General features: G+C 32.3%; 24 protein-coding genes. 17 read left to right on the top strand and 7 right to left on the bottom strand.

The features are described from left to right. Positions 1-116 precede the first annotated feature (116 nt). From cls to CD041_RS03300, 5 genes are all read left to right on the top strand, one after another. Positions 117-1,598 (top strand): cardiolipin synthase, encoded by a 1,482-nt coding sequence (cls, locus tag CD041_RS03320; RefSeq protein WP_080606583.1) that lies wholly within the window; start codon positions 117-119, stop codon positions 1,596-1,598. A 154-nt stretch (positions 1,599-1,752) separates the two neighbouring features. After that, positions 1,753-2,625, top strand: coding sequence for an ABC transporter ATP-binding protein (locus CD041_RS03315; RefSeq protein WP_002459229.1), 873 nt, complete (start codon positions 1,753-1,755; stop codon positions 2,623-2,625). Beyond that, positions 2,622-3,353 (top strand): ABC transporter permease, encoded by a 732-nt coding sequence (locus CD041_RS03310; RefSeq protein ID WP_002459228.1) that lies wholly within the window; start codon positions 2,622-2,624, stop codon positions 3,351-3,353. Before CD041_RS03315 ends, CD041_RS03310 begins: the two co-directional genes overlap by 4 nt. After that, complete coding sequence (locus tag CD041_RS03305; protein ID WP_080606582.1) at positions 3,354-4,460, top strand: sensor histidine kinase; 1,107 nt, start codon at positions 3,354-3,356, stop codon at positions 4,458-4,460. Then, on the top strand, positions 4,457-5,059 hold the full coding sequence (locus tag CD041_RS03300; protein WP_002459226.1) for a response regulator transcription factor: 603 nt from the start codon (positions 4,457-4,459) through the stop codon (positions 5,057-5,059). Before CD041_RS03305 ends, CD041_RS03300 begins: the two co-directional genes overlap by 4 nt. On the opposite strand, the gene CD041_RS03295 is transcribed toward CD041_RS03300, so the two are convergent. Together CD041_RS03295 and CD041_RS03290 are read right to left on the bottom strand one after the other, a co-directional pair. Next, positions 5,060-5,245 (bottom strand): hypothetical protein, encoded by a 186-nt coding sequence (locus tag CD041_RS03295; RefSeq protein WP_002478251.1) that lies wholly within the window; start codon positions 5,243-5,245, stop codon positions 5,060-5,062. A gap of 233 nt (positions 5,246-5,478) precedes the next feature. Beyond that, entirely contained in the window at positions 5,479-5,670 is a 192-nt protein-coding gene (locus CD041_RS03290; RefSeq protein ID WP_070648596.1) for a hypothetical protein, read from the bottom strand. Between the two features lie 138 nt (positions 5,671-5,808). On the opposite strand from CD041_RS03290, the gene nucI reads away from it, so the two are divergent. Next, positions 5,809-6,351 (top strand): thermonuclease NucI, encoded by a 543-nt coding sequence (gene nucI / locus CD041_RS03285; protein WP_002459223.1) that lies wholly within the window; start codon positions 5,809-5,811, stop codon positions 6,349-6,351. A gap of 80 nt (positions 6,352-6,431) precedes the next feature. On the opposite strand, the gene CD041_RS03280 is transcribed toward nucI, so the two are convergent. Next, the gene (locus CD041_RS03280) at positions 6,432-7,289 is read right to left on the bottom strand and encodes an NERD domain-containing protein (protein ID WP_002478250.1); all 858 of its coding nucleotides are present in this window, start codon (positions 7,287-7,289) and stop codon (positions 6,432-6,434) included. A 314-nt stretch (positions 7,290-7,603) separates the two neighbouring features. Here CD041_RS03280 and CD041_RS03275 point away from each other — a divergent pair, with 314 nt between their 5' ends. Beyond that, positions 7,604-8,182 (top strand): hypothetical protein, encoded by a 579-nt coding sequence (locus CD041_RS03275; RefSeq protein ID WP_002459221.1) that lies wholly within the window; start codon positions 7,604-7,606, stop codon positions 8,180-8,182. A gap of 365 nt (positions 8,183-8,547) precedes the next feature. Here CD041_RS03275 and CD041_RS03270 read toward each other — a convergent pair whose 3' ends face one another. Further along, a complete protein-coding gene (locus CD041_RS03270; RefSeq protein ID WP_002478248.1) occupies positions 8,548-9,921 on the bottom strand; it encodes an aspartate kinase in 1,374 nt (457 codons plus the stop codon). A 192-nt stretch (positions 9,922-10,113) separates the two neighbouring features. Here CD041_RS03270 and CD041_RS03265 point away from each other — a divergent pair, with 192 nt between their 5' ends. The 4 genes from CD041_RS03265 to CD041_RS03250 are packed head-to-tail and all read left to right on the top strand — an operon-like array spanning position 10,114 to position 14,232. Beyond that, positions 10,114-11,391, top strand: coding sequence for a homoserine dehydrogenase (locus CD041_RS03265; protein WP_070815411.1), 1,278 nt, complete (start codon positions 10,114-10,116; stop codon positions 11,389-11,391). 5 nt (positions 11,392-11,396) lie between these two features. Further along, positions 11,397-12,458, top strand: a complete 1,062-nt coding sequence (gene thrC, locus CD041_RS03260) for a threonine synthase (protein ID WP_070648594.1) — start codon at positions 11,397-11,399, stop codon at positions 12,456-12,458. Further along, positions 12,458-13,375, top strand: a complete 918-nt coding sequence (thrB, locus tag CD041_RS03255; protein WP_002478247.1) for a homoserine kinase — start codon at positions 12,458-12,460, stop codon at positions 13,373-13,375. The genes thrC and thrB overlap by 1 nt, the downstream gene beginning before the upstream one ends. A 47-nt stretch (positions 13,376-13,422) precedes the next feature. Continuing rightward, the gene (locus CD041_RS03250; protein ID WP_037544555.1) at positions 13,423-14,232 is read left to right on the top strand and encodes a Cof-type HAD-IIB family hydrolase; all 810 of its coding nucleotides are present in this window, start codon (positions 13,423-13,425) and stop codon (positions 14,230-14,232) included. Positions 14,233-14,431: 199 nt separating this feature from the next. On the opposite strand, the gene CD041_RS03245 is transcribed toward CD041_RS03250, so the two are convergent. Beyond that, positions 14,432-14,746, bottom strand: coding sequence for a hypothetical protein (locus tag CD041_RS03245; protein ID WP_002459215.1), 315 nt, complete (start codon positions 14,744-14,746; stop codon positions 14,432-14,434). A 178-nt stretch (positions 14,747-14,924) separates the two neighbouring features. Continuing rightward, on the bottom strand, positions 14,925-16,370 hold the full coding sequence (locus CD041_RS03240; RefSeq protein ID WP_002459214.1) for an amino acid permease: 1,446 nt from the start codon (positions 16,368-16,370) through the stop codon (positions 14,925-14,927). Between the two features lie 220 nt (positions 16,371-16,590). Here CD041_RS03240 and CD041_RS03235 point away from each other — a divergent pair, with 220 nt between their 5' ends. The 5 genes from CD041_RS03235 (at position 16,591) to CD041_RS03215 (ending at position 20,933) form a co-directional block, all read left to right on the top strand. Next, the gene (locus CD041_RS03235) at positions 16,591-18,096 is read left to right on the top strand and encodes a catalase (protein ID WP_002478245.1); all 1,506 of its coding nucleotides are present in this window, start codon (positions 16,591-16,593) and stop codon (positions 18,094-18,096) included. 79 nt (positions 18,097-18,175) lie between these two features. Further along, the gene (gene rpmG, locus CD041_RS03230) at positions 18,176-18,325 is read left to right on the top strand and encodes a 50S ribosomal protein L33 (RefSeq protein ID WP_002459212.1); all 150 of its coding nucleotides are present in this window, start codon (positions 18,176-18,178) and stop codon (positions 18,323-18,325) included. 160 nt (positions 18,326-18,485) lie between these two features. Beyond that, positions 18,486-18,755: a 30S ribosomal protein S14 gene (gene rpsN, locus CD041_RS03225; protein WP_002492006.1), complete on the top strand. Its 270-nt coding sequence runs from the start codon at positions 18,486-18,488 to the stop codon at positions 18,753-18,755. 163 nt (positions 18,756-18,918) lie between these two features. Next, positions 18,919-19,896 carry a GMP reductase gene (gene guaC, locus CD041_RS03220; protein WP_070648591.1) on the top strand — a complete coding sequence of 326 codons (978 nt, stop codon included), beginning with the start codon at positions 18,919-18,921 and terminating at the stop codon, positions 19,894-19,896. Positions 19,897-19,907: 11 nt separating this feature from the next. Further along, on the top strand, positions 19,908-20,933 hold the full coding sequence (locus tag CD041_RS03215; protein WP_170121709.1) for a CAP domain-containing protein: 1,026 nt from the start codon (positions 19,908-19,910) through the stop codon (positions 20,931-20,933). A 213-nt stretch (positions 20,934-21,146) separates the two neighbouring features. Here the strand turns inward: CD041_RS03215 and lexA are convergent, their stop codons facing one another. After that, entirely contained in the window at positions 21,147-21,770 is a 624-nt protein-coding gene (gene lexA / locus CD041_RS03210) for a transcriptional repressor LexA (RefSeq protein WP_002459208.1), read from the bottom strand. A gap of 142 nt (positions 21,771-21,912) precedes the next feature. On the opposite strand from lexA, the gene sosA reads away from it, so the two are divergent. Next, entirely contained in the window at positions 21,913-22,146 is a 234-nt protein-coding gene (gene sosA / locus CD041_RS03205; protein ID WP_002459207.1) for a DNA damage-induced cell division inhibitor SosA, read from the top strand. Positions 22,147-22,243 lie beyond the last annotated feature (97 nt).

Raw genomic sequence — 22,243 nt, 5'->3', positions numbered from 1 at the left:
GTTGATGTTAAAAGATACAGTAGTTTGATATTTAAAACTAAAAAAGCTATTATTTAAATTAGTAAATAAATATGAATAATGAATATAAATGACGCTGAAAGAGGGAAAGATGAATTATGTTCTTAGGGGTAACGGGAAATTTAGGTATTATATTTACATTTTTGTTAATCATTGGCTTTATATTGAACTTGATTTTAGCATTTATTATTATCTTTTTAGAACGTAATAGACGAAGTGCTACGTCAACATGGGCATGGCTTTTTGTGCTGTTAGTATTGCCACTCATTGGCTTTGTTTTATATTTATTTTTTGGTCGAACTGTGTCAAAGCGTAAAATGGAAAAACATAATGGTAAGGAGCTTAATGCATTTAAGCAATTGATAGATGATCAGATAAAAAGTTTTGACAAACATAATTATGGTACTAGCAATGAACTAGTAACAACACATCATGATTTAGTTCGCATGTTGCTTATGAACCAAGATGGCTTTTTAACTGAAAATAATCAAGTGGATGTATTTACGGATGGGCATGAGTTGTTTGATCAAGTTATAGAAGATATATACAATGCTAAACACTACATTCATTTAGAATATTATACGTTTGAGTTAGATGGTTTAGGTAAACGTATTCTTGATGCTTTAGAAACGAAGTTAAAAGAAGGTTTAGAAGTAAAACTCCTTTATGATGATGTTGGTTCTAAAAAAGTTGGCTTATCTAAATTTAAGCAATTTAAAGCACTTGGAGGCGAAGTTGAAGCATTCTTTGCATCGAAGTTTCCATTAATTAATTTTAGAATGAATAATCGTAATCATCGTAAAATTATAGTCATAGATGGTCAAAAAGGCTATATTGGTGGTTTTAATATAGGAGATGATTATTTAGGATTGGGAAAATTAGGTTATTGGAGAGATACACATTTTAGAATTCAAGGTGATGCAGTTGATGCCTTGCAAGTAAGATTTATTTTAGATTGGAACTCTCAAGCACATCGTACTCAATTTGAATATGATAGTAAGTATTTTCCTAAAAAAGATTATGGAGATGGTCATACACCACTTCAAATTGTGGCAAGTAGTCCGGCAGAAGATTGGCATCAAATTGAATTTGGTTATACTAAAATGATTATGAGTGCTAAAAAATCGATTTACTTACAGACGCCTTATTTTATACCGGATAATGCTTATATTAATGCATTAAAAATAGCAGCGAGTACAGGGATAGAAGTGCATCTTATGATACCATGCAAACCGGATCATCCTTTTGTTTATTGGGCGACTTTTTCTAATGCGGCCGCTCTATTAGATAGTGGGGTGCATATTCATACCTATCAAAATGGCTTTATTCATTCAAAATTATGTATGATTGATGATGAAGTAGTGTCTGTAGGTACAGCTAATATGGATTACAGAAGTTTTGAACTTAATTTTGAAGTCAATGCCTTTGTATATGATAAAACGATTGCACAGCAATTAAAAAAAGCTTATCAAGAAGATATCAAAAAATCTAAATTGTTAACTAAAGAAAAATATAACCAACGTTCATTAAAAATAAAAATAAAAGAAGACATTGCAAAGCTCGTATCACCAATTTTATAACAAGTAGTTAAAGTATTGGAGTATTACCACCTATTGAAATATTTTCAGTAGGTGTTTTTTATGACAAATGTCATTCTAACATGATGACATTTGCATCTAATATCAAACGTCATTCCTTGTTATTGTTGTAATAGTCAAACAAGAGGTGATTTAGATGATTGAAGTAAAAGGTATAAAAAAACAATTTGGGAAAAAATTAGTGTTAAACGACATTAATTTGAAAATTCAAAATGGTAAATGTACGGCTTTTATCGGTAAAAATGGAGCGGGTAAATCAACATTGATTGATATTATTATTGGTAATTTAACTCCTAATGAAGGTCAAATTATAGATAAGTCAGAATTATTAGACCCATCAAAAATGGCTATTTTATTTCAAAAGACGCAATTTCCCAAAATGATAAAAGTGAAAGAGTTATTTTACTTACATCACGCATTATATCCACAAGCAATGTCACTTAAGGCATTTAAAGCATTAACATTATTTGACGATGCTCAGTTAAATCAAATGGCTAATAAACTATCGGGTGGACAGCAACGGTTGCTAGATTTTGCCCTTGCATTGGTAGGGCATCCGCAATTACTCATTCTTGATGAACCAACAGCAGCAATGGATATAGAGACTAGAGAATATTTTTGGCAGGTGATTCAACATCTCAAAGATCAAGGAACAACTATTTTATATACGTCACACTACATTGAAGAAGTAGAGCGGATGGCTGATCATATTGTCTTATTAAAAAATGGTGTTATTCAAATGAACGACACGTTATCACAAATTCGCCAACAAGATGCGATGACATTTATTTATATACCTAAAAAATATCAAAAACAGCTTCATATTAATGAAAAGATACAAGAAACAAAGCAACAGCACATCATTAAAATATGTACCAAAGATGTTTCGCGAACGCTACAAGATTTGCAACAACAGCAAGTAAATTTAAATGAGATTGAGATACATAAAGCATCATTACTTGAAATCATGTTTAAAGATAATCATTCAAAAGAGGTGGAAACATTATGACGATGACTTTATTAACAACGGAATTAAAAGTTCTTTTTAGAAAAAAAGTGTATCTAATTTTTTCGATTTTATTACCTTTATTCTTTTATCTTATTTTTACGTCAATTTTAGATTTACCTAAAGCTCAACAACAAGTGTTTAATAAAGAATATATGTATAGTATGGTAGTGTTTAGTTTATTGAACTTTTGTATGATGTCGTTTCCTTTAGATATGATAGAAGAACGTGCCAATGGATGGTATAAACGGTTAATGGTTACACCTATGTCAATATCACGTTATTACGGTGTAAAAGTTGTGCGAACGATGATACAATTTTTATTATCGATTGTTATCATTTTTGTCGTTGCACATTTCTCTAAAGACGTTACGATGAGTATTGCTGAGTGGATGTTATCAGGTATATTACTTTGGATTGGCGCAAGTTTATTTTTAACCTTTGGTCTTGTTATTGCCCAATTTGATGATACGCAAAAAGCAAGTAGTATAGCTAATATGATATGTATATTGCTTGCAATAGCAGGAGGACTTTGGTTCCCAACAACAACTTTCCCCGATTGGATGCAGCAAGTATCAAAGTGGATGCCAACCTACCATTTAAAAGCGATTGCATATGACTTAAGTAAAGGTAGCGGAATCAATGTACAATCATTTAGTATTATATTTATATATAGTATATTTGCCTTAATCATTGCATTGTGGATAAATCATAGAAAAGATGTGTCTTAAATGAAAGAACGTTCAGTAACTATATTTTTAGCAGAAAAAATAACGCCACTCATTTATTTGATATTTCCAATATTGGCTACGTTTTCAGATGATATAACACGATCTAAAGTTGAATATGTAAGCATTGTTATTGTATTTACTATCACATATATGATGATTATTTTTGGTTACACTAAGTGGCGAAATAATTGGCTTTTTATATTGTTTATTATACATTATGCGATTTTAATATATTTCGTATTTTGTAATACACCTATGAACACGTTATTTTTCTTTTTTAGTGCGTTTGCTTTGCCATTTATGTTAAAAGTAGGCATAAAATCTAAATTTTTTGTCTTATTTTGCATGGCGCTAGCAGCAGCTCTAATGATGCAATACTATATAGATCAAAGTCATATGTTTGTTTTATTAGTGTATTATTTAGTTATTTTAATGATGTGTCTAGGCAATATCCGAGCTGTTCATGAAAGACATTTAAAAGATCAATTAAATGCTAAAAATGAATATATTAATATGTTGATTACTGAACAAGAAAGAAATCGTATAGGTCAAGATTTGCATGATACACTAGGTCATGTGTTTGCAGGGATGACATTGAAAGCAGAACTAGCTACAAAATTAATTGACCAGCAACCAGAACAGGCAAAAGAAGAAATTGAAGCACTGGCAGATTTATCACGTCAAACATTGACTAAAGTTAGAGCAATTATCGAAGATTTAAAAACACAAACGTTTGATGAAGAGGTTCATGCTGTCGAACATGTATTAAAAGATGCGAATATTTCTTTTGATTTTTATAATGCTAATATTGCCAAGACGATGAGCTCTGTACGTCAATCTACATTAGCAATGATATTAAGAGAAGCAATAAATAATATTATTAAGCATGCGCATGCGACCAAAGTAGAAGGAAACTTAATAAACAAACAAGAGAAAATTATATTATGTGTATCGGATAATGGTCAAGGTATGCGACAACCAGAAACTGTTCGTTTAAATAGTATAGAACAACGTGTTGCATATTTAAAAGGAACATTAGTTATTCATTCTAGTAAACAACAAGGAACGACCATTGAAGTTCATATTCCAAGAGGTGAGCAACTATGATTTCAGTTATTGTAGCGGAAGACCAAACAATGTTAAGGCAAGCGATGGTTCAATTACTTAATATGAGCGATGATATTAAAGTGGTAGAACAATTTGGCGATGGCGCTTCTGCATTAAGATATATCCAAAAGCACAGTCCTCAAGTAGCTATATTGGATATTGAGATGCCTGAGATGACGGGGCTGGAAGTCCTTGCTAAAGTGAGAGAAGGAAACGATTCAACTAAGATTATTATCGTAACGACATTTAAAAGACCAGGTTATTTTGAAAAAGCGGTTGCGAATGATGTAGACGCATATGTGCTTAAAGAACGTTCTGTTGATGATTTGATTGGCACGATAAAAAAAGTAATAACAGGGGAAAAGGAATACAGTGCTTCACTCATGACATCAATGATTTCTAATATGAATCCACTCACACACAAAGAACAAATTGTCTTAAGAGAAATTGGGCTGGGCCTCAGCAGTAAAGAAATCGCAAATAAATTGTATTTGTCGGACGGAACAGTGAGAAATTATACATCAGCTATTATTGATAAGATGGAGGCGGACAATCGCTTTGAAGCTTGGAAAAAAGCGTTTGAAAAAGGTTGGGTTTAATTATTTTGTAACTACTTTTTGGTTGCTAGACATTTTATCAACATGTTCAGCCAAAAGTCTCAAAACGTGTGCTACTTTGTCAGGTGGTGTATCACTAGCTAACGTATGTTTAAATGTGTAGCCTTCTTGTGTTTTTACGCAGTATACAAGAGCATCAGTTTCAATAATAATATCCATAATTTCCATTTTAAACACCTCATGTCCCATTTGAATTTAATCACAGTCTAAAAACTTAACTTTTAAAATATTTTTTGTAAGAAAGTTCGTCTTTTAGTATCTTTACTTATATATACCACATTTTGAATAAAAATAACATTATTAAACTTTAATCTACAATTTTAAATCAAAAAAATGCCTTCAAAAGCTTGAAATTAGCTTTTGAAGGCATTATAGAAGAAAAACTATTTGTTGCGTGATAATTATTTATTATTACGCTTATTTATGATGTTTTGGATAAGATAAACTAGAAAACCTACGAATATCCCTAGTAGTATAGCGACTACAATTGATACGATGATAGGTAATTTAAAAATGATTTGGAGAATAACTCCTACAATTATAGCAATGACAGCTCCAATGATGGTAACGAGGCTCTCATTTTGTTCGCTCATAATATTCACTCCCAACTTTCAATAATATTATATCATGCTTTAAATAGAAGTGAATGGAATAACAGTGTAATTTCATATTGACCTTGATGAAGTTAATTAGATATGATAATTGAGTAAATTTAAAATGAGGAGCAACTAATGAAATCCAAAAAGTCAAAATCAATTGTTATTTTTGTGGTCATAGTACTTATTGTCTTAGGTTTTCAATATATTAATCATACAGGACCTTTTCAATCTCTGTTATCACAATCTAAACAGCAATCATCTACTGATTTAAAAGGAAAGGAAAAAGTTCATATTATACGTGTAGTTGATGGTGATACCTTTGTAGCTCGTAATAGCAAAGGCCAGCAGCTTAAAATTCGTTTAATCGGCGTTGATACGCCTGAAACAGTGAAACCTAATACACCTGTACAGCCATACGGTAAAGAAGCATCGCATTTTAGTAAAAAGAACTTAACCAATAAAGATGTTTATCTGGAATATGATAAAGAAAAAAATGATCGCTATGGACGTGTTTTAGCATATGTTTGGCTGGATAAAGATACATTATTTAATGAGCTATTAGTAAAAGAAGGGTTAGCTAAAGAAAAATACTTTGCACCTAATGGAAAATATAGAGACGTCTTTATCAAAGCACAAAACGAGGCGCAAAAGAAAAAAATCAATCTTTGGAGTTAGAAAAAGCCAGGAATGCCCATCTGCTTATGTGATTGTGATTACATCACTTTATGAGAGGTGCATTTCCGGCTTTTTAATTATTAATCAAAACTTTTTGCAATGGTTTCGACTTGTTCTTTAGTCAGTGGATGTTTTGACAACTCTATAGCATGTCCAATGACGGATTTTAACGAAGATTTTGTAGAAACAGTATCTACATATTTTCCTCTTTCATCTGATCCTTCAATTATATTGACACTACCATCATTAAAGTACACAACACCAATACTTTGAATTTTGTGATTGAAGTGGTTTTCAATGCCGTCTTTTAATGTTTTAGAGTTCAGTGCTGCCTGTTGATAAGGATCTACGTCATAAAAATCAAAAATAACACGATTACTTTGTATTTTTTCAATAAACGTATATATTTCTTGACGTGTTGAATTAAATTGGCTGTGATACTGCTTGGCAATGTAATGTCCAATGACTTGATCAATTGAACTAAAGCTAGATAAATTTAATTCATCCTTTACAGATGCGTCAAAATGGTAAAATGTTTTTTGCTTCCAATTTTTGACATCGATATTGATTAGACCTACATCTGAGACAACGATAAAGTCAAATGTTCTTAAATACTCGAAGAATGGATGTTTTGTAGCTAATTTACTTGTCTGAATAATTTCGTAGTATTTTAGCTGGCCATTCTTTTTGAAACTTTCAAGTATTTCTTTGACTTCACGTTTTGCATTTTTCTTAGCATGTGTGCTGACATCGTTATTAGAACTTAACATTTGATTTTTGAGTTCAGTATTTTCATTACTGAGAATCGCGTTCTTAGAAGTGAGTTGATTTTTAGCGTATACTTCTGTATCAATTCTACTTTGCATGTAGCGATGATGTAGTATAGAAGCTAAAATGAGTATCACTAATAAAATAATAAGCACTATTGACAAGGTCATTATTTATCACCTTACTCTGTTTATTTTGTATTGTTATATCATTAAAATACTCCTGATTATTAAAGATATTTTAATCATACAAATACACTGTAAATTATATACAGTTTAATTTATTAATTCAATCAATGCGTAGACAAAATGTGTAGCTTATTAAATATCTAAAGTTCAAATTAAAGCCAAAGTAACTATATATATAATTATAGGTAAATATGAAGTAACATGCAGTTTACCAAAAGTTCACAATTCAAAAATTGAAAATGTAGTACGAGCAAGTTATAATTGAGTAATGAAAGCGTTTCCTAAGGAGGGGTCGAATGGCTAAATTACAGGATTACAAAGCTAAGGACTTAGTAAATATTTTACTTGATAACTGTCCACAAGCTTTTAAATTTCATGGAGAAGTAGCCATGCAATTATTTTTGAATAATCAATTTGATCTTCCTTCTATAGTTGATTTATGTGTAGAGCGTAAGCATTTAACAGAAGTGATTACAGCTTTGCCTAATGATATTAAATTAACATACTATAATAAAAACAATCATGTTTTAGATACGAGTCAACTTGTTATTACAGAGGTCGTTCATATTACTGTAATGAACAACACTAGTTTATTATTAAATATATTTATATATGATGTAGCGAATGGTGAATGGATTTTTAGATTAGATAATCATGTGAGATTGCCTCAAAATAATATTTATTTCCATTCTTTGACATGGAATGTGGATTATATTAAACCAGAAATTGTACTAATGTATGATTTTTTAGATAATCAAAATTATCACCAATCTTCTAGTTATAAAAAAGTATTAGATGCATTAAGCTATTATCAATTTGTTATTTTACAGACTGTAGTAGGCGAAGATAAAATTAAAAAATGTCTTAATGAGTAATCAAACAAAATAACATATCGGGAAATATCATTTGTAGGAATAAGTATTGAAGTTTCCATTGGTAGTGTAAGTTGAGTCATGTTATCATCTTCATACATAAGGCACCTCGTTAATTTAGTTTAGTGAAGTTTATTAAATTTACGAAAGTGCCTTATTTTTTTAAAGTATGTTGATGTAAAATTACATATAAATGCGACGTATTTTGGCGAGACTCTTGAGGGAACAGGACAAGCTGAAGCTGTCCCCAAAGAAAGCGAGCCAACAATACGAAGTATTCAATAAAAAAGAAGCAGTCAGATGAGTTGAATTCAATTCATCTGACTGCTATTTTTTGAGATTTATGTCCCAGCCTGTTTTGTCTTTGTTTAAACGTTATCGATGCATTTTCCGTGATAACAAAATTCATACGTTGCATGTACGGCTTTTTCAGCATCTTTAACTGAAATACCAAACATCATCGATATTTCAGAAGCACCTTGATTAATCATTTTTAAATTGATGTTAGCTTGTGCTAATGCATGCGTGATTTTATTTGCTGTTCCTACGGTCTGATTCATTCCTTCTCCTACAATCATTAAAATAGCTAAATCATGATCTACACTTAATTCATCAACTTCACACTTCTTACGTATTGCGTTTAGAACGTCTTCTTCTTTACCTTTAAGTTGATGTGAACGCATAATTATGCTGATACTATCGATGCCAGATGGCATATGATCAAATGAAATATTAAAGTCTTCTAATATTTGTAATATTTTTACAGTAAATCCAATTTGACGATTCATTAAATATTTTTTGATATTAATAACTGTAAAATCTTTATCACAGCTTATCCCACTAATGACATTATTTGCACTGATATCTCGGTCATGTTTGATAAAAGTGCCTTTATCTTGTGGACGGTTTGTATTTTTAATCACGACAGGTATGCGATGTTTGTAAAGTGGCTGAAGTGCTTCGTCGTGGAAGACACCAAACCCTGCATAAGATAGTTCACGCATTTCTCGATATGTGATTTCTTTAATAAGCTCTGGATGTTTAATAACATTAGGATTGGCTTTAAAAATTCCAGAAACATCAGTGAAGTTTTCATAAAGTGATGCATTAACTCCACGTGCGATGATAGCACCTGTTATATCCGAGCCTCCTCGTGGGAATGTGACAATATATCCATGTTTAGAAACACCAAAGAAACCAGGAATAATGATTTTTCCTTTAATGTTACGTAATTGTGCAATTCGCTCATAAGCTTGCTCCAATATTTGGGCTTGTTGCGGTAAATCAGTGACTAGAATTCCTGCATCCTCAGGAGATAAATACGTGGTAGGTACCCCTTGCGTATTATTATAATCTGCAATGAGCTGTGCATTAAAATTTTCTCCACATGACAATAATGCATCATAGAGACGCGGTGGACGATTTTTTAATGAATGAATTAATTTTTCTAATGTCGTATCTATTGATTTGAGTATCTCGGTCGACATTTGAAGTTCATTAACAATGTCAGCGTATCGTTGCACAATTTGACGCTTCTTATCTTGATAATCTAAACCACTTGTTACTTTTTCATATAGTCGAATTAATAAATCTGTCGTTTTAATATCATTTTTATAACGTTTACCAGGAGCGGAAACAATGATAATTTTTCTTTCGTCATCAGCATTAACAATGTTTAATACTTTTTTTATTTGAGATGCATTAGCGACGGAACTACCTCCAAATTTAGCTACTTTAACCAATGGAACCAACCTTTCTAAAAAATCAGAAAATTCTATTTAATTTTCTGATAGCACGTGATAATATATAGCTATATATTTGGAGTGAAGTTTTAAACATTGAAATAATAAGAATTGATTTATATAATATACTATTATATAGTATTTTTCAACAGTACAAATGTATTTTAGAAAAAGACAAAAGGGGGATAAGTAATGAAAGAATTAAATATTGCGTTATTAGGGCTTGGTACAGTTGGCTCAGGTGTAGTTAAAATAATCGAAGAAAATAGGCAGCAAATTAAAGACACAATTAATAAAGATATTATTATTAAACATATTTTAGTCCGCAATAAGGCAAAGAAGCGTCCTATAAACTTTCAACAATATCATTTAACTGAAGATGTACATGAGATATTAAATGATGACTCAATTGATATTGTTATTGAAGTAATGGGTGGCATTGAACCAACAGTTGATTATATAAGTAGAACACTTAAAAGTGGTAAACATGTGATTACTGCAAATAAAGATTTGCTTGCAGTTCATTTGCGTTTACTTGAAGATTTAGCAGAAGCTAACGGTGTAGCGCTTAAATTTGAAGCAAGCGTTGCAGGTGGTATTCCAATTGTAAATGCAATAAATAATGGATTAAATGCCAATAATATTTCAAAATTCATGGGCATATTTAATGGTACCTCAAATTTTATTTTAACTAAGATGTTTCAAGAGCATACATCTTTTGAAGATGCATTAAATGAAGCGCAGCGTTTAGGCTTTGCTGAAGCAGATCCTACAGATGATGTAGAAGGTATTGATGCAGCTAGAAAGGTAGTTATAACTTCATACTTATCATTTAATCAAGTGATTAAATTAAATGATGTTTACATAAAAGGTATTAGTGAGACAACACTTGATGATATTCTTGTGGCTGACAAGTTAGGCTATAAGATTAAATTGATAGGTAAAGGCATTTATGAACATGGAAAAGTACATGCGTCTGTTGAACCAACATTGATACATAAAAGTCATCAATTAGCCTCTGTAGACAATGAATACAATGCTATTTATGTTATAGGTGATGCTGTAGGAGACACGATGTTCTATGGCAAAGGTGCAGGTAGTTTAGCGACAGGTAGTGCCGTAGTAAGTGATTTATTAAATGTGTCGTTATTCTTTGAATCTAATTTACACACGCTACCTCCTCATTTTGAACTTAAAACAGATCAGACTAAAGAGTTAATGGATCATGAGCATTTAGTTACACTACAAGAAAAATATAGTTACTTTGTTGTGGTTAATAGTAGTGAAACATTAGACAAAATAAAAGAAATAATCAAGTCTAATCTGCCTTTTCATAAATCTTTTGACATTATAAAAAGAAATGATACTACATATGCTGGAGTTATTACAGGTGTTGATGTATCACCAGAACAATCATTAAAGCAAGCAGGTATTGATATAATCAAAGTTTATCCTGTAGAAGGAGTTTAAATATTATGAAAAGATGGCAAGGATTAGTAGAAGAATATCGGTCTTATTTACCGGTTAATGAAGAGACGCCTCAACTTACACTAAATGAAGGAAATACACCATTAATTCATTGTGACTATCTGTCACAAAAATTAAATATAAATCTATACGTAAAGTATGAGGGAGCAAATCCTACTGGCTCGTTTAAAGACCGTGGTATGGTTATGGCTGTGACAAAAGCAAAAGAACAAGGGAAAAAGATTGTGATATGTGCTTCGACAGGAAATACATCTGCTTCTGCAGCTGCATACGCTGCTAGAGCAGGCTTAAAAGCAATTGTAGTTATTCCAGAAGGTAAAATAGCACTCGGAAAATTATCACAAGCTGTCATGTATGGTGCTGAAATAGTGTCAATTGAAGGTAACTTTGATGAAGCGTTAGAAATTGTTAAAGAAATTGCGAAAGATGGTGAGATTGAATTAGTTAATTCAGTTAATCCATTCCGCATTGAAGGACAAAAGACGGCATCATTTGAAGTTATTGAGCAATTAACAAAAGCTCCAGATATTTTAGCTATACCGGTTGGTAATGCTGGTAATATTACAGCATATTGGCAAGGATTTAAGGAATATCATGATAAGCATGGTGTAACATTACCACGTTTATTTGGTTTTCAAGCAGAAGGTGCTTCTCCTATTGTTCAAAATAAAGTCATTAAAAATCCAGAAACAATAGCGACTGCGATTCGTATAGGAAATCCTGCGAGTTGGACTAAAGCAACCGCTGCATTAAATGAATCTCACGGATTAATTGATAGTGTAACTGATGAAGAAATTTTAGAAGCTTATCAAATTATGACTTCAAAAGACGGCATATTTAGTGAGCCAGCAAGTAATGCATCAATTGCAGGATTAATTAAATTACATCGTGCTGGACAGTTGCCAAAGAATCAAACAGTTGTAGCTGTATTAACGGGTAATGGACTTAAAGATCCTGATACGGCTATATCACTTCTAGATAATCCGATTCAACCTTTACCTAATGATAAACGAAGTATTATTGAATATATCAAAGGGGTTCTTAAATAATGGAGGACTATTTACATTTAAAAGTGCCTGCATCTACTGCTAATCTCGGTGTGGGTTTTGATTCAATTGGCATGGCGATTGACAAATATTTACATTTATATGTATATAAAATTGCAGGTGAAAATTGGCAGTTTCATTATTTAAATAAAGAGTTAGATAGCTTACCTAAAAATAAAAATAATTATATTTATCAAGTTGCGCAAGAGGTCGCAGAACGTTATCAGGTTAAGTTGCCGGCATTAAGAATTGATATGAGAAGTGATATTCCTTTAGCGCGAGGTTTAGGTTCATCTGCTTCTGCTTTAGTAGGTGCATTGTACATTGCTAATCATTTCGGGAATATACAGTTGTCCAAATATGAACTTTTACAACTAGCAACCGAAATGGAAGGTCATCCAGATAATGTTGCGCCAACTATTTATGGAGGATTACTTGCGGGGTATCATAATCCAGAGACTTTAGAAACTGATGTGGCACATATTAACATACCTAAAGTTGACATTATTTTGACTATTCCACCATATGAGTTAAGAACTGAAGATGCAAGACGTGCACTTCCACAGTCTTTTGGTCATAATAATGCCGTTCAAAGTAGCGCTATTAGCAATACAATGATTTGTGCATTAATACAACATAATTATGAGCTTGCTGGAAAAATGATGATGCAAGATGGCTTTCATGAACCGTTTCGTCAGCAACTGATTCCAGAATTTGCAAAAGTTAAAGAAATTGCGCAAGCATATCATGCATATGCTACGGTTATTAGTGGTGCAGGCCCAACGATTTTAACACTTAGCAGAAGGGAATACAGCGGTGAAATTGTGAGACAATTGCGCCGAGCATGTCCACATTGTATTTCTGAGCTCTCCTATATCAATGAAACAGGAGTATTTGAAGAAATTGTGTTTCAACATTAATTTTATTGTAAAATAAAATTGAGATAGAGAAAGGAGAGACAACTTTTATGACTACATATCAAGTGGTTGTGATGGACATGGATGATACTTTATTAACACGAGACAATAAGGTTGATCCAATTACGAAACAATATTTAATTGATATTCAAAATCAAGGAATTAAAGTAATATTAGCTTCTGGGAGACCAACGGAAGGGATGTTACCGACAGCGTATGAATTGAAGTTAGACATGCATAAAAGCTATATCATGAGTTATAATGGTGGACAAACGATAAGCGTTGCTGATGAATCTATCGTTGCTGAGCAGTCAGTTCGCAAAGAGGATTTTGATGCTATAGTGGATTATTGTCGTCAAAATAACTTTTTTGCTATGACTTATCAAGATGGATACATTATTTATGATGACGACCATGAATATATGAATATTGAATCAGAAATAACTGGATTACCTATGAAACGTGTTAATGATTTAAAGCAATATATACAGCAAAATGTTCCGAAAGTGCTTGCAGTTGATTATGAGGAACATATTACAAAAGCACGACAACATTTAGCAGGGTCGTTTAATGATAATGTTGACGTAACTACGAGCAAACCATATTTTTTAGAATTTATGGCTAAAAATGTGTCGAAAGGTCATGCTATTTCGTCATTTTGTGATAAATCAAATATTGACCTAGCTCAAGTTATCTGTTTTGGCGATAGTCCGAATGACATGTCAATGTTTAAAGTAGTAGGTTATGCTGTAGCAATGGGAAATGCTACTGATGATTTAAAAGCAATCTCAGATGAAGTTACATTAGATAACAATGCTAATGGTATTCCTCATGCGTTAAAACAACTACTAAACATATAAAGCAATAAGATTATCATGTTTATTAATAATAAATGGTCTGGGACATCATTATGTATTAGGCTATGAGTTAAATATTGACAGTAGTTAACTGGATTGAAAATACGCTTATACCAAGCTTTTTTCAATTCTAGTCAAGCTTGATGGAGCGGAACAAAATTCATTATGAATTTTGTTCCGCTCCATTTGTGATTTATTAAAATTATTTGGCAGTATGCGTCCATTCATTCTTCCCTCTGTAACGTTTGATGTGTGCATAGACCTGATCTGCAGCGTAATCAAGGTTTGTATAAACTGTTATGGTAAATGCAGACTGATTCTCTTCAAAGGGTTCTTCTAAAAATACTTCTTTTAAATGATTGAATAAATTATTCATCTGATTATGATCTAAACTAGGGTATTCTCTTAAAGTACGTTTGATTAAGCGTCCTTTGCTATCCTCTAGGGATTGCACTACGATAACAAATCTTTCATCTTTCTTCAATACATCATCGAATAAATTAGTTTGTCCTATCATATAATCCACCTCGAAACCTTAGTCTTTAACTACATTATACATAATAAAGCCTTTTCAGAAAATAATACATTTAAAAAAGCGCAACACTTTTAATGTATAAGCATACAAAATTAGTGTTGCACTTCGACGATATTTATTAAAGATATAGTAAATTAATGTGTATTATTATAATGATATATTAGTTAATTTCATGTTGTGATAAATCCATATCTTCCAATTTGACATATTTTGTTTTTCTAATCAGTTTATGAATAAAGAAAATGATTGCGAGTACGATAAGTGGTAAGAAATTGATAAATACACCACTGAATTGGCCAGCCATCAATTTGCCGAATGAACTACCGAATAACAGGAAGATCAACATCAAGAATACAATAATTGGTCCAAGCGGATATAAAGGAGAACGATAAGGCAATAATGTTGAAATATCTTTTCCTTGTTTTTTAATTGCACGACGCAATCTTACTTGTCCCCATGTACTTGCACCCCAAACTAAAATAACCATTGAGCCAATGATATTAAGTAAACTAAATACTGCATTGGCATTAAAATTAGCATAAATAATAACTAAAACAATGAAAATATATGTCGTTATTAATGCACGCAAAGGTAATTTGGTAGTTGGATTTAACTTTCCTAAAAATTTGGGTGCTTGGCGATTATCACTAAGTGAATACAACATGCGACTTGTAGTATATAAACCAGAATTCGCTGCTGATAACAATGAAGTTAAGATAACAGCATTGATGACTGATGCAGCAAAAGCAATTCCAATACGATCAAAGACAATCGTAAACGGACTTTGTGCGACTGATTCATGTTCATTTAATAGCAATGAATCTGTATAAGGAATAATTGCCGAAATAACAAAAATTGACAATACATAAAATAATAATATTCTCCAAAAGACTTGCTTAACAGCTTTAGGCATCGTTTTACTTGGATTATCAGATTCACCAGCGGTAACAGCAACGACTTCAGTACCTCCAACAGAGAATCCAGCTACAAGTAGTACGCTAAGAATGCCTGTGATGCCACCTACAAATGGTGCATTACCTTTTGTAAAGTTATCAAAACCATATGCATGTCCACCAAGTATGCCAAATATCATGAGAAAACCAATAATTATAAATACAATAATTGTAATTACTTTAATTAATGAAAGCCAAAACTCAGTTTCTCCAAAAGCTTTAACCGTAAATATATTAAGTAATAAAAGTAATGTGATGAATATTAAACTCCAAGTCAATGGACTGAAGAAATGGAATACATTCCAGTAATGTATAACACTAGCTGCAACCATAACATCGACACTCGAAACTAAAGCCCACATAATGTAATATAACCATCCCATGGTAAAGCCGAGTGATGGGTCAATAAATCTCGTAGCATATGAACTAAATGAGCCAGATACTGGATAAAAAGTTGCGAGTTCTCCAATTGAAGCCATTAGAAAATAAAGCATAACTCCAATTAATAAGTAGGCTAAAATTGCACCACCAGGACCTGCTTGAGCAACGACACTTCCGGTTGCTACAAAGAGACCAGTTCCAATTGCGCCACCGATGGCTATCATAGATATGTGTCTGGAACTAAGACCACGTTTCATATTATTATCTTCCATATGAGCTCTCCCATCTATTTTATAAATATACACATCATTTTAATCCTTTTAAATCAAGTATTCAATAGATTTTGAGAATATTCCGCATAAATATTTTAAATTTTCTGATATTTAATAACGGAGATATACAAGTTTGATAATGATTAAATTGTGGGTATGTTAACTATAAGCTAAATTATAATTATTATAATGAAGCATTAGTCTTGAAAGGAGCATATCTATGTCAAAAGAGGATAAAAAATTAACTGATCTTTTTGGGCACCCCGTTTCAGATAGAGAAAACAGTATGACAGCTGGTCAAAGAGGTCCACTTATGATGCAAGATATTTATTACTTGGAACAAATGGCACACTTTGATCGTGAAGTAATTCCAGAACGCCGTATGCATGCGAAAGGATCAGGGGCGTTCGGAACGTTTACAGTTACGAATGACATTACGAAGTACACATCAGCTAAGATTTTTTCAGAAGTCGGTAAACAAACGGATATGTTTGCACGCTTTTCAACGGTAGCTGGTGAAAGAGGGGCAGCAGATGCTGAACGAGACATTCGTGGGTTTGCGCTTAAATTTTATACTGAAGATGGAAACTGGGATTTAGTGGGGAATAATACACCGGTCTTTTTCTTCAGAGATCCTAAACTCTTTGTTAGTTTGAATCGTGCTGTAAAAAGAGACCCTCGTACCAATATGCGTAGTGCACAAAACAACTGGGATTATTGGACAGGGTTACCTGAAGCATTACATCAAGTGACAATACTAATGTCTGATAGAGGCATTCCTAAAGATCTTCGGCATATGCACGGCTTTGGATCACACACCTATTCGATGTATAATAATGAAGGTAAACGTGTTTGGGTGAAATATCATTTTAGAAGCCAACAAGGTATTGAAAATTTAACCGATGAAGAAGCGGCAGATGTGATTGCACAAGACCGGGATTCATCACAAAGAGATTTATATAATGCTATTGAAAATGGAGATTATCCTAAATGGAAAATGTATATTCAAGTGATGACTGAAGAACAAGCAAAAAATCATAAAGATAATCCATTTGATTTGACTAAAGTTTGGTATCATGGTGAATACCCATTGATTGAAGTCGGCGAATTCGAATTGAATCGTAATCCAAATAATTATTTCCAAGATGTAGAGCAAGCTGCTTTTGCGCCAACGAATATTGTACCTGGTTTAGATTTTTCACCTGATAAAGTATTACAAGGAAGATTATTTTCATATGGAGATGCACAACGTTACCGTTTAGGAGTGAACCATTGGCAAATTCCAGTGAATCAACCTAAAGCTGTCGGAGTAGAGAATCTATGCCCATTTAGCCGCGATGGACAAATGCGTGTCTTAGATGATAACCAAGGTGGCGGACCACATTATTATCCAAATAATCAAGGTGTATACGCTTCTCAACATGAATATAAAAAGCCACCATTTCCAACAGATGGTGATGGTTATGAATATAATTATAGGGAAGACGATGATAACTACTTTGAACAGCCAGGAAAACTATTTAGATTACAATCGGATGAAGCAAAAGAAAGAATGTTTATAAATACAGCTAATGCGATGGATGGCGTAACAGAAGATGTTAAAAAGCGACATATTCGTCATTGCTATAAAGCTGATCCAGACTATGGAAAAGGCGTCGCCAAAGCACTAGAAATTGATATCAATACAATAGATTTAAATGATGAAAACGATGAGACGCATGAATAGCTAGAAGATATTGCATCCTTGTAAAAGTTGTGTTAAAATTTTAAATCGTAAGTATTCCTAACAAGAAAGGGTGTTTAACGTGCGCGTAAATGTTACATTAGCATGTACAGAATGTGGCGATCGTAATTATATTACTACTAAAAATAAACGGAATAATCCTGAGCGTATCGAAATGAAAAAGTATTGCCCAAGATTAAAAAAACACACATTACATCGTGAAACGAAATAATCACTTACCTTTAAATACGACAATTTAAAGTTTGACATAAGAGCTGTGGAATGCAATCCATAGCTCTTATTTATATAGTAAAAACTTATTCTTGATTTAATTAGAAAATATGCTAAAATATAAAACGTAATAATTACGATTTAAGGAGCGTTTTTAATATATGGCTAAAAAATCTAAAATTGCGAAAGAACAAAAAAGAGAAGAATTAGTTAGTAAATATTATGAATTAAGAAAAGAACTAAAGAAAAAAGGTGATTATGAGGCTTTACGTAAATTACCTAGAGATTCATCGCCAACACGTTTAACGCGTAGATGTAAAGTAACAGGCCGTCCTAGAGGCGTGTTAAGAAAATTTGAAATGTCTCGAATCGCATTTAGAGAACACGCGCATAAAGGACAAATTCCTGGTGTTAAAAAATCAAGTTGGTAAATTTTCAAAAGTACAACTCAAGTCCATTTACATTGACAATAAAAAATTGTAAAGTATATGAGGGTAGAAAATATGAATGATTATCAAGTGTTTTGATTTAATCATTCGTGATTTACCCTCAGTTTTTTATTTTTATACTTAATTATAAGGGGCTTATAAATAAATGAAAATTTTTGATTATGAAGATATCCAATTAATTCCGAATAAATGTATTGTTGAAAGTAGATCTGAGTGCGATACTGCAATTCAATTTGGCCCACGTAAATTTAAATTGCCAGTTGTGCCTGCTAATATGCAAACAGTTATGAATGAAAAATTAGCACAATGGTTTGCTAAAAATGAGTATTTTTATATAATGCATCGTTTTGACGAAAAGTCTAGAATACCATTCATTAAAAATATGCATGATCAAGGATTATTTGCGTCTATATCAGTTGGTGTTAAAGCACGTGAATTTGACTTTATTGAGCAATTACAACAAGCTGATATCGTGCCTGAATATATAACGATAGACATTGCTCATGGACATTCTGATTTAGTTATCCGTATGATTAAACACATCAAGCAACATTTGCCACAAGCCTTTGTAATTGCTGGAAATGTTGGTACACCTGAGGGCGTAAGGGAATTAGAAAATGCCGGTGCAGATGCGACAAAGGTTGGTATTGGACCAGGAAGAGTGTGCATTACCAAAATAAAAACTGGATTTGGAACTGGAGGCTGGCAACTCGCTGCACTCAATTTGTGTAGTAAAGCAGCACGTAAGCCGTTAATTGCTGATGGAGGCATTCGCACGCATGGTGATATTGCAAAATCGATACGTTTCGGAGCTTCAATGGTTATGATAGGTTCATTATTTGCTGCACACGATGAATCTCCAGGAGAAACAGTTGAGTTAGATGGTAAACTGTACAAAGAATATTTTGGAAGTGCTTCAGAATTTCAAAAGGGTGAACGTAAAAATGTTGAAGGTAAAAAAATGTTTGTCGAACATAAAGGCTCATTAGAGCATACACTTGTAGAAATGCAGCAAGATTTACAGAGCTCTATTTCATATGCTGGTGGCAAAGATTTAAAATCTTTAAGAACTGTCGATTATGTAATTGTTCGAAACTCAATATTCAATGGGGATCGAGATTAAATTTTTGGTAGGTGAAAACCATTAAAAAATTTTTAAGTATTAGTTTAATTTTACTATGTATTATTATTATCTTTCCAATTAGAGAAAGTTCTCTAGTCGTACACATGCAGCAAGACGTCAGAAGTTTTATTAATCAACAAGTATTCAATAAAGAAGATGAAAATGAAGAGACACTTAAAGTACCTCAAGAACAACCTTTTGCTGTTAATAATGTTCAGTTAAATATGAAAAAAGGTAATGTAGAAGAAAAATATGGTAAAGCCAAAAGAATAACCACAAATGAATATGGTACAAAATGGTATGCATACTATGATGGCGATTATCAAAGATTTGTAATGATTGCATATTTAGATAATAAAGTGCACGCTTTGTATACAAATCAAAACATAATAACTTCTAAGTCTAAGATTAAGTATGGGACACCCAAGCAAGTTGTTAGACAAAGGTTGGGTCAACCTATAACTGAAATGGATAAACAAAGGTTGCGTATTGCAATTAAAAATAGTGAATATGATGTCTTTCATTCAAATCATGTGTATACAACGATATTTTATGATAAACATGAACAAAATGGTGTAACAGCATTAATGCAAGTTAGTGATAAAATGGAAAAGCGTTTAACAAAACAATATGCAGCACCGTCTAAATCATTAGCTAAAAGTTATGAAATGCAAAATGTAGATTTAATTAATTCAGAAAGAAAGCAACATCAATTAGCTACTTTGTCATATTCAAGCAACATTTCAAACACGGCACGCAAACATAGTGAAGATATGGCGAAGCATCATTATTTTGATCATACGAATTTAGACCAAGAGTCACCATTCGATCGGTTAAAAGCAGATCGCATTGAATTTAATGCGGCCGGTGAAAATCTAGCTTATGGTCAAGTTAGCAGTATTTATGCCCATCAAGGATTAATGAATTCATTAGGACATCGAAAGAATATCTTAAATGAACATTTTAACACGGTTGGTGTGGGTGTAGATTTTAATGATGAAAGGCAGCCTTATTGGACAGAAAATTATACGGGTTAAGCGTTTAATAATGACTAGTAATGGGTAAAATTTCTGTGAAGGAAGTCGATGAATATGACATCAAAACAGAATAATAATCAAAAAGAGGATATTTTGGAAAAAGTAAAAGATATCCTGCATAAAAGTAATCAAAAAGAAGCTAGGCACTAGTTGCTTAGCTTCTTTAACTTTATATAAGAGAATTACTAACAATAAAATGTTTTATTGACACAACTAAAGTTCACGGTACAAGCCGATAACTTTACCTAAAACAGATACTGAATCAAGGTAAATTGGCTCCATGGAACTATTTTCCGGTTGTAAACGATAATGATGCTTTTCTTTATAGAATCGCTTAACAGTAGCCTCATCTTCGTCTGTCATAGCTACAATTATGTCCCCATTTTCTGCAATGGTTTGACTTCTAACTATTACTTTGTCTCCATCAAGAATGCCAGCTTCAATCATACTTTCACCAACTACATTTAAAATAAAAATGTCACTATTATGTGTAGAGGTTAAATGCTCAGGTAATGGAAAATACTCTTCAACATTTTCAACGGCAGTAATAGGAATACCAGCAGTTACTTTACCAATGACAGGTACGTGAATAGTCCCTTCCATATCGATAGCGGCATCATTATGCTCTGATACAATTTCAATAGCTCTTGGTTTTGTAGGGTCTCTGCGGATATAACCTTTTTCCTCTAGTCGAGATAAATGTCCATGCACCGTAGAACTTGAAGCTAATCCTACAGCTTCTCCTATCTCACGAACACTAGGCGGATAACCTTTTGTTTGAACAATATGCTTAATGTAATCATATATTTCACTTTGACGTTTTGTTAATTCTCTCATATATAGGCACTCCCTAATTTTATTTATTTTTATTATATCATTTAGTAACAAATAAAACAAACGTTTGTTCGTAAAAATGTTGACATAGAACATGAGTTCTGATAAATTATAAATACAAACAAATGTTCTAGGAGTGTTTAACATGATTTTAAAATATAAAAGTCAAATAGCTACTTATATCATAGTTTTTATAATATCTTTGCTTGTTTTCTCTTTATTTTTCACGACGGCATATCAAAATTCTAAAGTAGAACAAACGTACGAAATGGCAGATCATAATATCTCACAACATTACAAAATCAACTCTGAAAGCAAACAACAATCTATATCTAACAGCGAACAAAATCACACAAGTGTGTTCGCATATGCGAAATAATCACGAACAACATATTTCATATTTATTATATTTAGGTAAAGCAATGCGGTAATTTTTATCAACAGTGCGATTTAATTAGAAAAGTAATATACAATTT

The sequence above is a fragment of the Staphylococcus lugdunensis genome, assembly GCF_002901705.1.
In the GTDB taxonomy this organism is placed as follows: Bacteria; Bacillota; Bacilli; order Staphylococcales; family Staphylococcaceae; genus Staphylococcus; species Staphylococcus lugdunensis.
Note: the sequence above shows the minus strand (reverse complement) of the source record. Positions and strands in the feature narration are given on the sequence as shown.